This window comes from Gayadomonas joobiniege G7 (genome assembly GCF_000300815.1).
GTDB lineage: Bacteria > Pseudomonadota > Gammaproteobacteria > Enterobacterales > Alteromonadaceae > Catenovulum > Catenovulum joobiniege.
In genome coordinates this window covers 419,946-433,547 of record NZ_AMRX01000008.1, presented here as the reverse complement: position 1 = coordinate 433,547, position 13,602 = coordinate 419,946, and the positions used below count along the sequence as shown (strand labels likewise).

9 protein-coding genes and 1 pseudogene are annotated in these 13,602 nt (G+C 42.5%); 5 read left to right on the top strand and 5 right to left on the bottom strand.

Annotation, left to right across the window (positions count from 1 at the left end; translation table 11 throughout):
• Position 1 precedes the first annotated feature (1 nt).
• The 5 genes from C727_RS0116455 to C727_RS0116430 all read left to right on the top strand — a co-directional run bounded on the left by C727_RS0116455 (position 2) and on the right by C727_RS0116430 (position 5,386).
• Positions 2-961 (top strand): sugar-binding transcriptional regulator, encoded by a 960-nt coding sequence (locus C727_RS0116455; RefSeq protein WP_017446759.1) that lies wholly within the window; start codon positions 2-4, stop codon positions 959-961.
• 73 nt (positions 962-1,034) lie between these two features.
• Entirely contained in the window at positions 1,035-2,771 is a 1,737-nt protein-coding gene (locus C727_RS0116450; RefSeq protein ID WP_017446758.1) for a purine-cytosine permease family protein, read from the top strand.
• Positions 2,772-2,780: 9 nt separating this feature from the next.
• Positions 2,781-4,265 carry a mannitol dehydrogenase family protein gene (locus C727_RS0116445; protein WP_017446757.1) on the top strand — a complete coding sequence of 495 codons (1,485 nt, stop codon included), beginning with the start codon at positions 2,781-2,783 and terminating at the stop codon, positions 4,263-4,265.
• Positions 4,266-4,684: 419 nt separating this feature from the next.
• On the top strand, positions 4,685-4,993 hold the full coding sequence (locus C727_RS0116435; RefSeq protein WP_017446755.1) for a hypothetical protein: 309 nt from the start codon (positions 4,685-4,687) through the stop codon (positions 4,991-4,993).
• 63 nt (positions 4,994-5,056) lie between these two features.
• A complete protein-coding gene (locus C727_RS0116430; RefSeq protein WP_017446754.1) occupies positions 5,057-5,386 on the top strand; it encodes a hypothetical protein in 330 nt (109 codons plus the stop codon).
• Here the strand turns inward: C727_RS0116430 and C727_RS0116425 are convergent.
• The 5 genes and pseudogenes from C727_RS0116425 to C727_RS0116405 form a co-directional block, all read right to left on the bottom strand.
• Positions 5,364-8,360, bottom strand: coding sequence for an MGH1-like glycoside hydrolase domain-containing protein (locus C727_RS0116425; RefSeq protein ID WP_017446753.1), 2,997 nt, complete (start codon positions 8,358-8,360; stop codon positions 5,364-5,366). The genes C727_RS0116430 and C727_RS0116425 overlap by 23 nt on opposite strands.
• Before the next feature lie 153 nt (positions 8,361-8,513).
• Positions 8,514-8,999: pseudogene (locus tag C727_RS18815) on the bottom strand (GFA family protein).
• Complete coding sequence (locus C727_RS0116415; RefSeq protein WP_017446750.1) at positions 8,989-10,356, bottom strand: TolC family protein; 1,368 nt, start codon at positions 10,354-10,356, stop codon at positions 8,989-8,991. The pseudogene C727_RS18815 and the gene C727_RS0116415 overlap by 11 nt, the downstream one beginning before the upstream one ends.
• Positions 10,357-12,300, bottom strand: coding sequence for a MacB family efflux pump subunit (locus C727_RS0116410; RefSeq protein ID WP_017446749.1), 1,944 nt, complete (start codon positions 12,298-12,300; stop codon positions 10,357-10,359).
• Complete coding sequence (locus C727_RS0116405) at positions 12,290-13,438, bottom strand: efflux RND transporter periplasmic adaptor subunit (protein ID WP_237742352.1); 1,149 nt, start codon at positions 13,436-13,438, stop codon at positions 12,290-12,292. The genes C727_RS0116410 and C727_RS0116405 overlap by 11 nt, the downstream gene beginning before the upstream one ends.
• Positions 13,439-13,602 lie beyond the last annotated feature (164 nt).

Genomic DNA, 13,602 nt, shown 5'->3' with positions numbered 1-13,602 from the left:
AGTGGAAAAGCGATCGTCTGCTGAGTTAAAAAAGTTAGAACAAGCTGCCCGAGCGGCTTGGCTCTACTATGTTGCAAAAAATACTCAAGATGAAATTGCTCAAAAATTAGATGTTTCAAGACAGTCTGCGCAACGATTGGTGGCTTTAGCAGTGAACGAGGGTTTAATAAAAGTAAGACTCGCCCATCCAATCAACCAATGCATGGATTTAGCATCTAAACTAAAAGATAAATTTGCTTTATTTGATTGTGAAGTGGTTCCAAGCGATATAGCGATGCCTAATTCAACCTTAGGGATAGCTCAGCGATGCGCCACCGTAATAGAAAGATACTTAAAGTCAGAGACTGGATTAACTCTGGCATTTGGCACTGGCCGAACATTAAAAGCCAGTGTAGACGAATTGTCTGAAATGCATTGCCCACAGCACAAAATTGTGTCTGTTGTCGGTAATGTAAGCAAAGACGGATCGGCATCAGCATTTGACATATTAGTAGCAATGGCAAATAAAATTCATGCCAAACACTACCCGATGCCGCTGCCTGTTTATGCAAGCTCGGCAAAAGAAAAACAAATTTTACATCGCTTAACAGCAGTAAAAAATATTTTAACTTTGGTTGAAAAAGCAGACGTCACTTTTGTTGGCATCGGCCAGATCGACCAGCAAGCTCCCTTGTTTATTGATGGATTTATTCAGCATGGTGAATTACAGGATGTTATCCATCAGGGTGCTTGTGGAGAGATCACCAGCTGGTTGTTTGATAAAAACGGTCAACTGGTGGCATCTTCGTTAAACCAGCGCGTAGTCAGTGCCCCATTAAAGGCCTGTGCTGAAAAACCTGTTTATGGAATTGCATCAGGTATAACAAAAGTTGCAGCCATGTATGCAGCACTTGAGGGAAAGTTGATTAATTCACTTATCACTAACGAATACACAGCGGAACAATTGCTTGCACACAATTAACCGCACCCGCGTCATAGCGGGGATAAGTTAACCTTCCGGTTTTCCGGAACTTGAACTAAAAGGAAGGCAAATTATGGCCGAGATCCACACTCAAGAATCGTTAGCACAGGTCAACGAAGAACAAATGCCTGTGCCAAAACATAAACTGCATGGCTGGAAACATTTTGCTGGTTTGTATGCAGGTGAACACGTTGCTGCCACCGAATTCGTAATAGGTGCAACATTTGTTGCCTTAGGTGCCTCAACAATTGATATTATTATCGGTTTATTAATTGGTAATTTACTAGCGATGTGTTCATGGTGGCTATTAACCGCGCCCATCGCTGTAGAGACTCGATTAAGCCTGTATAATTATCTTTATAAAATAACCGGTCGCTCAATGACCAAGCTCTATAACTGGGCCAATGTGGTTATATTTTCTGTCATATCCGCAGCCATGATCACAGTGTCTTCAACCGCAGTCAGGTTTTTATTCGATATACCAGCACAGCTGAATTGGTACCCCAATAGCTGGATGTTTGTTGCTATTGTACTCGCGGTTGGCACTGTGGTTGTTTTAGTTGCTATGTATGGTTTTTCAACAGTTGCTGATTTTTCTAAAATTTGTGCGCCTTGGTTGTTTGTGATCTTTTTATCTGGCTCATTCGCATTATTTCCCGCCCTTTCAGAGCAGGTTATTGGCTCAACAACTTTATCTAGCTGGGGCGATTTTATGACCATTGGTGACAGTTCAGTTTGGACTGGTGTGGCGGCAAATGGAGAGCCTGGAATCGGCTTGTTAGAAGTGATTGGTTTTGCGTGGGCAGCCAACTCTATTACTCACTTTGGTCTAATTGACATGGCCATTTTCCGTTTTGCCAAGAAAAAGAGCTATGGTTTGTTCTCTGGTGTTGGTATGTTTTTTGGCCACTATTTAGCTTGGATCTCCGCCGGTATTATGGGTGCAGGTGCGGCTGTATTAATTAAAACCTCAATTGCTAACTTAGATCCGGGTGATGTGGCTTATCATGCTTTAGGCTTAACTGGTTTTGTTATAGTGATTATTGCCGGCTGGACAACTGCCAATGCAAACTTGTACCGAGCAGGCTTAGCCGCCCAGTCAATTTTTGTAAACCATTCTCGCCGTAAAACGACCGCTGTAGTGGGTGTCGTAACAGTCATTATTGCCTGTTTTCCATTCGTATTTACGCAAATGTTGCCTCTGTTAACTTATGCTGGGTTATTAGTTGTTCCTGTTGGCGGTATTGTTTTTGCCGAACATAAATTGTTTCCAAAATTAGGTTTAACCCGCTATTGGGCTCGTTATCAAAACTTAACAACCAGTGTGCCAGCAATCGCTGCATGGGCTTTAGCACTGATCTTTGGTTTTGGTCTAAATGCACTGGATGTAATGTCTTTTTATTATCTGTTTATTCCAACTTGGATCTTTACGATAGTCGTTTACACCCTGCTCGCTAAAAAATATGGCGCCGATCGAAATTACGAAAAAGAAATAGCGCTGGAAGAAAAACAAGATGCCGAAATTGAAAAGTTTCAGGCTGCACAAGCGGCTAAAGAAGTCCCTTATGTACAGGATCACAGCCAAGTCAGCAAAATTTTGCATGCTATTTCATGGATCTCGTTAGCAGTTGTCACTGTTTTCGCGACTAGAGTTATGTTTTTTAGCCCAGATATGATGACGTACGAAGCAAATAAAGCAGACTTTGAACTCTATTGTTTCATCGGCACTATTATTTATTTTGTTACTGCCTATTGGGCACTACAGCGCGAAAAGTCATTAAATGCTGACAACGCAAACAGCTTAAATTAAGGTTTTATCATGAAGACATTAAATCAAACATTATTAAGCACTCTACCTAGCTCAGTCGATAAACCTGAATACGACCGTAGTCAGGTAAAAGCTGGTATTGTACACATTGGAGTGGGCGGTTTTCACCGCGCCCACCAAGCTATGTATACCAACGAGTTGTTGAAGCAACCCGGTAATGAAAATTGGGGTATTTGTGGGGTTGGTTTGTTAGAGGCCAACCGCAAGTTAAGTGAAGTATTAAAAAAACAAGATTATCTCTACACCCTGCTAGTTCGCCATTCGAATGGTAAAATTGATACTAAAATCATTGGCTCTATGGTGGATTTCATTTTTGCGCCAGCGAACAAACAAGCGGTCATAGATAAACTCATTAGTGATGATACCCGCATTGTTTCTTTAACTGTCACCGAGGGTGGTTATAACCAAGATTCAGAAACCGGTGAGCTAGATATTAAACATGCTGATATTCAACATGATATCAATTATCCAGACGACCCCAAAACCTTTTACGGTTATATCACAGCGGCATTAAAAGCCAGACGGGCGATGGGTAAAAAAGCCTTTACCGTACAGTCATGCGACAATATTCAACATAATGGCTCGGTGACTAAAAGTTTATTATTAACTTTTATCGCTCAAAGCGATGTAGAACTCGCTGAGTGGGTTAAAAATAACGTCGCTTTTCCTAACGCCATGGTCGACCGTATTACACCAGTGACTACACCAGCAGATATTGATGCCGTAGAAAAACTCTTAGGCTACCAAGATGAATGGCCGATCACCTGTGAGTCTTTTAGCCAGTGGGTTATAGAAGATGAGTTTAGTGATGGTCGTCCAAATTGGGATGCGGTCAGCGCCCAATTTGTACCCGATGTGACGCCCTACGAAACCATGAAAATTAGACTGTTAAATGCAGGTCACTCGGTATTAGGTTTGTTAGGCTCTATTCATGGTTATCAAACTATCGATGAGACAGTGTCAGATCCTTTGTTTGCCAAATATTTGCGTGCTTTTATGGACGAAGAGGTTACACCAGTTTTAGCACCCGTTGAAGGCATTGATCTAGAAGAGTATAAAGACGCTTTATTGGCTCGTTTCGCAAATCCAAATATTAAAGATGCGTTATCACGGATTTGCTCAGAAACATCAGCTAAATTGCCTAAGTTTTTAATTTCTACCATTAATGAAAACTTAGCAGAAGGTCGCAGCGCTAAGCTTTCTACTTTAGTGGTCGCTGCTTGGTGTTACTACAGCGATAAACAAACTTCTGAAAATGGTGAAGCGCTTACCATCATTGATGCGATGCAAGATAAGCTGCACCATGCAGCCCAAGGCACTGTGACTGATAGCCTGTCTTTTTTAAAGGTAAAAACTGTCTTTGGTAATTTATCCGACAAGCCAAATTTCACCGAAACCTATCAGCAAGCGATCAAGGATTTATATCTTTCCGATGATAAGATAAAAACCATTATGCAAAATTGGTTGGCTAAATAAAACGAACTAAAAAACCTACATAGTATGTCCTTTAAAGCAGTACTATGTAGGTTTATTTTACAAACAACTCGTTGCTCATTGGGTATTATTTGTTATCCGCAAACCACAATTTGTCTAGCTCTAAACCAACAATTTCACTTAGGCCTGTCAGCTCTCGGCAAAAAAATAATTGCAAAAACGCTTTGGTTTCCGCTTTCATCGGCAGTGTATTACCTAGTGACAAGGGGTTCAATTTTCATCAAGCCATTCAATGCCTCTGACAAATCAAGACGCTGAAACTATCTCCACTTTTAAGAATTAGACTCATACGAACAAAAAATTAGACATCCATAAATAATAAGCTATCTTCAACAAGCGGCTTGCTTATTTTTTAACCAAGTCGTTTGCAGACCATAGTAGTTATTTTTAAGGAGATGATTATGTCACAAGAAGCGACCATCAAAACGCTGATCCTCGCAGCAGCAGAAGGTGCCTCGGAAGGTGTTGGAGAATTGCAGCAAGCCGACATTCCAGTCGAGCTTGAAGAGTTTGAAATAAAAGTCACTTATGCGGCTGAAACTTCAATTGAAACAAAAACTTCGGGGTCACTAAGCGCAGGTTTAAACTTAAAGTTTTTAACCGTGAAGTCTAAAGTCGGTCATACTAGATCAACCCGCCAAAAAGCAACTTATGGACTAGAGGTGCGATTTCTTTTTAGCGGAAAAGAGATTGAAGGTGATGCAGCTTAGCGTGGTGATTTAGCAGGTGTGCATTAACTAAAATGCCACCTGTTTATTTAAGGGAGTTAAAGTATGAAAAATATTGATTTATCTCAGCTAATACTTTCAATGGGCGAGTCTGTTGAAGAGTCTCATAAAACCATGAAAGAGATGAAATTAAATGTGGCGCTCGAAGAGCTTGAAGTCACTTTAACAATGCAAAGTGAGCTAGATGAAACCTCGGTTCAAAATAAACCAGCGCCAAGAGATCCCAAAAAAGGGCTAAGGTTCGCCCACCTAAAACCTAAATTAAAACCTCGAGTCTTAAGCCGGGTGCCAAACAACCAAAACACAAGTGTTAAGCAAGAACAAACTGGCACCCTAACTTTACATGCATTATTTAGTGTTCGTGACTATGATTAGCCGCTGGCGAATTCATCACAACAGGCATAAGTCTAAGTCCATAGAGGTTAACTAAATTAACGGGCCCAGCTATGCCTCCAGCGGCGGTATAGCTTTGATTATTGGTTAAATAGCTCATGTTAAAAAAGTCGTGCAAGCTAACTCGATAAATACCCGCCGCTAATTCAATTTGCAATGGGCTTGAATAAAGGATCCCATTTTGCTTTTTGCCATGAGGCATTTGTACAACCGCTTGAGCTAACAATTTATCTGTTTCATCATATACTTGCAACCACTTGACGCCATTAGTAATGCCGGTATTAATATTATGTTGATAGTTGGTGTACGCAAATTGAAAGGCATATTCGCCCGTTTCTTTTATTTCAATTTGCTTAATTGTCAGCTCATCCTTCGTATGCCCCCAATTTTTAACTACTTTACCGAGCGCCGAGTCTGTTACTTTGACATTGGTCGCGACCTGCTCACTATCAATAGATACAAAGCTGCCGTTATCACGACACACTACTGGGCTATGATGCGAAGTATTGCCGCTGGACGCATAAACCGCTGCGACCGAATAACAGGCTTGTAAATTTGGTGCCGACGAATCAAACCAGTTTTTTTGCGGTAGCTTATCGATTAAAGGCTGACCATTTCTAAAAATTTGATAGCTCACATCGCCTTGGTTTTTATCATCAATAATACGAAGATGTACCCCTTGCTCGGTCGTTTGCACCATTAAATCAGGTTCATAAGGCGCAAATACTTGATGATCTTTATCGCCGGGTCCTGCAGCGACCTGAGTAAGTTCTCTTGTTTGTGGTTCGGGCAAGCCTAACTCCACCTGAATAAGATTCTGCCCCTCGGTTAACAAGCTTTGCTTAATAGCCTGTCCTGATAGCTTTTGGCCATTCAAACTCACTTGTTCAACCCGAAAAGCACCTTGATGTTTATGCATTCGTTCTGGTAGCTGAATGTCAATACTAAGCTTTTTACCTTTCCACTTTATCTGTTGCAGGGAAAGCCTATCCGCTGGGCTAAAAAACTGTTCAACAAGCGCTGTCGTAATATACGGGTTTATAGTTAACTCATTTTGCTCAAGTTTAAGTCCAAACACCCCTTCTATGACCATATTCAAATAGGCTGCGACCGACCAAAGTTGGCGTTTAGAGTTAATCACAGGCCCTGACAGCTCTGCTTGTGTTTTTTCAAGCCAAACAGACTGGGCCGACAACCATTCCAAGTTTTCCATATTCGAGAGATTAAGCGCAGCACTGCGGATCAAGGTTTGATACGCTTGATCTGCAACCAGATAATTATCTCCCTCAATGGCCGCTTGTAATCCATAAGCGGTCACAAATGGCCAGATCGCACGGTTGTGATATACAGGCACCCCTTGTTGCTGCGGAAAGATAACAGGCGCTCCCATAGGTCCATGCGGGTAACTCGCTAAAATTTTTTTACTTTTTTGAGTATCTGCCACGCCGCTAATGATAGCCAGGGCTTGTCCCAGCCAATCGAATTTAGTTAATGGAGTTTTATCAAAATGCCCGGCCGTCAAACTCGAGTACAAACCTTTGTCAGCTAACCACAACTGATCATTTATTGAGGTTTTTAATTCGTTGGCCCAGTTTTGATATTTTTTTTCGGCTTGTGATTGCTTCAATTCACCGGCAAGTTTTGCCGTCAGCCGAATAGCTTGGTAATGAGCGACGTTAGTTGATAGCGCAGCACTGGTTGCCATCGACGTTAAATCATCAGGCAGCCAGGCGGCATAACTTTGCTCTCGCCAATCCAAAAATGATTGCTCACCCGTATATAAAGCTAAGTTTTGATCATAAGCGACTAACCGATCATTTTCTATGGTATTGACTAGCGCTTCATACGCTCGTTTTATAAAATTAGACCGATCGTCACCCGTTAAAGTATTCAAGGCTGCTTCTGCGCCAAATGCCCAAGTCACTCTGTCTGTGCTAATCGGCCAGCTCCCGCCACTCCCTGTATCCTGAATAATTTGTAATCCACTGCTACTACCAGCAGCAAAAGTCGGTTTTGTGATCCCATCCCGGTAACCAGATAATTTAAATTCCAATGAGTTTTTAACCCGCTGCGGATCCAGCCATGCCAAACCTAGATGAGCCGCGTAGGCTAAATCACGTGTCCAAACATAGTGCCATTTTTCGCCGGTTTCAAAACAATCACACGCAATTGGCAACCCTTTATTGTAGCTAGAATCTTTTATTTGCGACACTGAATTCAAATCGACCTCGTCGACCGCAAGCGCAAATAAAGCATCCAATGCAAGATTCCCTGAACGAAGTAGAGGCTGATCGGGTTTTTCCTGATATAAACTAAACTGAGGCACTGGATCTCTTAGTTTTTGCGTAGTTGAATGCACATAGTTGCGAAGTCCATTGTTTGTCTCGCTAATCGAAAAAGTGGCGGTTAACGGCTTGTTATCATAACTTTTAAAAACAAGTTTTTGATGGGGGTGCTGAGGGTTGTGAGGCGGCGTTGCCGATTGGTTTTCTGCTTGCAAACGAGTTAATTTAACCCATGCGCGATCACTTTTTACTGTGATTAAAAACTGATACTCGCCTGGCTCTTCCACCATCATTTGCACTGCTTCTTGCTCAGCTTCACCTAATTGTAAATCGAGCGGCTTTTCAAGCTGATTTTTTAATTCAAAAGCTTGGCTATCGTTACTTTGCAATGTTAATTGAAAAGACCAGTTATCATCGGCAACTTTAAAGCTATGAACACCAAGTCCGAGATCCACTCCGACCTGATAACTATCATCTGATACCTGTGTTAACGGACTCGTTAACCCCCAGCTATTAAAAGAGCCGCGCAAATAAAGTTGGGTTGGCAACTGTTTAATTTTTTTAAAAGACTCTGTACTGGCACTCTGCTTGGCCGGTGAGCAGGCCATTAAAATAGCTGTGGATGCCGCTAAAAGGCTGACTAACGCTGATTTGACAATAACAGTAAACATAAAAAACTCTAACGATCTAAAACGATTAAGACAGTATACCTAAAGTCCTAGTTCAATTGTATCTTTTTTGTTAATTATTATCGTCCAGCAGAGTATCAAACCCTGTTATTAACTCGAATACGGCAGGCGTTTTTGCATCTTGGTAGGATCCAGTTAATCCTCTACCACTCGATTGTGCCATTCGGCAAGTGACTCTTGCGGGTATTCTTCAAATAATTTATCGTGTGCATTAGCTTGAAGCTCAACCCATTGAGCTTTCGACGCTAACATCATATGCGTACGCTCTGGCGGTATCGGCAAATCGCTATCTATTGCAGACGCAAACGGGTGCACAAGTTCTGGCCATCTTGGGTCCCATTGCTAAAGCGCACTTCCGCATTGGCTACAAAAATTTCTTTGGCCAGGACTTTGCTGACGTTCACCGGTATTGGGATCTTTAATCATAGCTTTATAAACGCTAATGAACTCTTCACCTTCAACCTCTAGTGAACCAAAGTCAGCGCCCAAATTTATCGCGTAACCTCCCCCACCAGCCGTTTTCAGACAAATTGAGCAATAACACTGATTGAACGGATAGGGTTGATTGGCGATAACACTAAAATGTACGCGACCACAATGGCATGAACCGTCAAGATTCATTATTTATTTCCTGAGTGGTTTCGGGTGCGCTGCCGACCGCACTAAACAAATTAACGCTGGCCTGTAGCAAAGCCAATTTAGCCGATGCAAAATCCAGTCGAGCGCTGGCCCAACTACGCTGCGCATTTAATAAATTTATAAAATCCGTTTCACCCGCATCGTAGCGAATTTTTGCTAGCTGATACAAAGACTGATTATTGTCTAATTGCTGAGCACTATATTGATGATTTTGTTGCTGATATTGTAAATCTGCTAAGGTATCCAATGTATCAGCAAAAGCGGCCAGCAAAACAGCCTGATAATTGAGCTGCGCGATTGCTACATCAGTTTTTGCCGCCTCAATTTGTGCGTCTATATTGCCTGCGTCAAATAACGGCATGCTAAGTGAACCCGCAAGCGATGCACCCCATCCAGAGCTTAGTGACGCAAGATCGGCTAAACTTAAATCTGCGGACAAACCTAAAGTTGGCCACTTTTTTTGTTTGTTCACAAATAAACTCGCATCGGCCTGCCACAATTGATTTTCAGCTAATTGAATATCAGGCCGTTGTGTTAAAACCTGTGCTTTTTGTAATCCTTTGATGCGCGGGACCGCCAGATCCATAATATTTTCAACAGTTAAATCAATCGTTAAAGAGGGCTGGCCTAATAAAACGGCTAACGCTCGTTGACTCACTTCGAGATCTTTAACTAAGCGCGCCAGTTGATTCTGCGAGCTTATATAGGTATTGCGTTGTTGGTTGACTTCGATTTTAGATGCACTACCGGCTTCAAACTGGGTTTGCAATAAATTTAACAGCGATTCACTGGCTTGCAAATTTTCTTGGCTAATCTGGACCCGCTGGGCGAGCGATAAAGTATTAAAATATTGGCTAGCTAAATTGCTTTGTAACTGGATCAAAGCGCTCCGCCAGCTTTGTTTTTGGTTGTCTAACGACAGTTCAGCTAAACGATTTTGGGCACTGCGGCTGCCCCACAAGTCGACCGTATAACTGGCCGAAAACGAGCCACTGGAACCACTGCTTGTTTGTGCCCGGTCAAAATCGTAGCGACTATTTTGACCTGCCCTTGCGTTGACAGTGGGCCATTGAGTACTGAGTTGTTGCTGTAACAACGCCCGACTTTTTTTTATCCGTTGTTTGGCAATCGCTAAATCGGGATTTTGTACCCTCAAGCGCTGCATTAATTCGCTTAACTGTTTTGAATTAAATTGTGTCCACCAATCTAGCGCTATCGGGGCGGCATCCGGCTTAAAAATCTCCGCTTGACTATTGAGTTGGGTCAATTGATATTCGGTGGGCTGATATGCACACGCGGCCAAAAACAAACATACGGGTAAATAAAACTTAGCTGTCATCTATTCCTCTGCAAGCGCTTGAATCGGATTAAGGCGAGACGCTTTTTTTGCCGGTGCATAACCGAAAATTAAACCTACTAATAACGAGGTTACAAAAGCAAGAACTGGGGGCAAAAGTGTAAAGGCCACGGGGATGGCAAAACTACGCAACAATAATGAAATCACAAATCCCAGCGCAATCCCTATCAATCCACCTAACAGGCAAACAACCCAAGCTTCAATATTAAACTGTTTTAAAATATCTCTGGGTTTAGCCCCCGTTGCAATTCTCAATCCAATTTCTCGCCGCCGCTCAGATACATTCACCAGCATGATATTCATCACCCCGATGCCGCCAACAAATAATGAAATACCTGCAACAGAGGCCAACAAATAAGTGAGCGTATCCTGTGTTTCAGTCACTGCTTTAACTAAGGACTCTGTGGTTCTAACCCGAACATCTTCTTGCCCATGGCGTTTAATTAATAAAGCACTAATATCTGCTTGTAATTGCTCAACCGCCTCTGTGCTCGCAGCTTTTATCGTAATAGACGAAAGATAATCACGGCCAAACGCTTTTAGTTGGCCCGTGGTATAGGGTATCAGCACTTCATCGTCCATATCGTTTCCACCAGCACTTGCGCCTTTTGCGGCCAGCACGCCAATGACTTGATAAAATGCATTTTTCATTAAAATATATTGGCCGACCGGGTTTTCATTATTGGTAAACAGCTCCTCTGCTACGGTTTTACCCATGACAACAACAGGCGCAAAAGCGGCCATGTCTTGCTCGGTAAAAAATACCCCGCGCTCCATTTGCCAGTCTTTTGCCCCTTTGTAATCTGGTCCTGTTGCGGTAATACGACCTGAAAAATCGTTCTCACCAAAGCGTATCGTCGCTCGGGTGCTGCGCTCGGGTGCAACATATAAAGCGTTGGGCAGTTTTTTTATCGCGTATGCATCTTCTAAGGTAAGGGTCGCAATATCGCCAGTATTTCGCATATTTCGACCACCTGGCCTGATCGATATTAAATTAGTACCTATAGTTTCAATTTTTTTTAATACATCCTGTTTGCCACCTTCGCCGATTGCCATCATAGTCACCACAGATGCAACGCCAATGATGATACCGAGCAAAGTCAATAAGGTTCGAAACCAGTTTGATTTAAGCGACATAGTCGCCATTCGAATCGATTCAATACTACTTACACCTGGCATAGGTTTGATCGATTGTTTAGCATTTATATCGGCGTCAGATTGTTCGTGATTATGCTGATCGCATGCTGAGTCAGATAATAGCCGGCCGTCTTTTATCTGAATTAACCGCTCGGCATGCTCAGCCACTTCCGCGTCATGAGTGATCAAGATAACGGTAACACCCTCTTTATTCAGCTCTTTTAATAGGTTTAATAGCTGCTCACCGCTAGCAGAATCCAATGCCCCTGTGGGTTCATCCGCTAAAATGACCTCGGCACCATTAATCAATGCTCGGGCAACAGAAACCCTCTGCTGCTGGCCACCTGATAGTTCGGTCGGCGTATGCGCTGCTCGCTGCGCTAGACCTAAACGCGATAACAGTGTCGCTGCACGTGATTCACGTTCGTTTTTATCTTCGCCGCTATAAATTGCCGGCATTGCAACGTTTTCTAACGCGGTTGCGTTTGCCAATAATTGATAACGTTGAAAAACAAAACCAAACGTTTTTAAGCGCAGAGCGGAAAGTTGATCAACATCTAACTCGGCAACATTATGACCGTTAATTAAATATTCACCATGAGTCGGTTTATCTAAACAGCCAAGAATATTCATCAAGGTTGATTTACCCGAACCCGATTGACCCATAATGGCGATGAACTCACCCTGGCAGATGTTTAAATTAATACCATCTAACGCTTTTACAGTGACATCACCACTGGTGTAATGGCGGCCAACGTTATTAAGTGTCAGCAGAGCGTTAGAAGCCACGACGGCCTCCCATTCGCTGGCCAAAACGCTCGTTATCGGCTCGGCGAGGACCACTAGCGCCTTGCTGCCCAATAACCACTTGATCACCTTCATTTAGCCCAGACAGAATCTGAATCTGGGTTCTATTCTCAACACCAATTTTAACCGGTTGCCGTTCTACGGTATCGCCACGTTTTACGCGCACCATAGCGCCACGGAGGGTTTTACGCACCGCACTAAGCGGCACTAATAAGGTATTTTCAGCTTTATCAACCACAAACATAACCTGAGTAGTCATAGAATCCATTAATGCCCGATCATCGTTTTTCACATCAACCAATACCTGATATAAAACAACATCGTTAATGACATTTGGCGTAGGTAAAATTTGACGCACTTGTGAATTCCAACGGCGTTTTAAATTCCCTAAAGTCGAAAAATAAACCGGCATACCCCGGGTAATTTTATTCACATCTGCTTCTGACACTTCCGCTCTAAGCGTCATTAAACTTAAATCTGATATCTGCAAAATAGTCGGTGCATTTTGACTTGCATTCAGGGTTTGCCCTTCGCGCACTTTAATACTGGCAACAGTGCCCGAAATAGGCGCATAAATTTTTGCAAAATCTAATGTTGCTTGGTCACCGGCTAATGAAGCTTCGTCGGCTTTAATGGTCGCTTGGCTAGCACGAATGCGGGCTTTTAACACTTTCACATTCGTTTGGCTGCTCATTAAAGTATCTTCACTAACCGCATTTTGGGCAAACAATGATTGATTTCGTTTTGCCCTAAGTTCGGCCAATTCTAATTCGGCCTCAAGCTGAGCCAGTTGCGCTCTTTTGTTTTCTAATGCCGCTGCGGCATTTTGTACTTTAGTTTCGAATACTGTCGCATCTATTTCTGCAAGCAATTGACCTTGTTTAACTTCTTGTCCTTCTTCGACATAAATTTTTTCAACCTGACCAGAGACCTGAGCCCCCACTTCTACGTACTTTTTCGGCTCAAGCTGGCCCGTTGCAACAATACTATTTTCTATGTTTCCTATCGCAGCAACATCAAACACGAAATTTTGTTGGCCCGTTTGATCATCATTTTGATAATAAAACCAACCTGCGACTGGCGCCGCAATCACAAACAAAATCAAAAGTAATTTGAGCAACAGAGAAAACTTTTTCGAGTGGGCCATATTTAAGATAAGTGTTTTATTTAAGTTAATAAATACTTTGGCACATTCATCGTTAAGCGCCAGCGTCTTTACACTTATTTACAAACGACTGACATTTAAGAGAAAGCCCCCGTTCATCTTGAACAAGGGCTTATAGA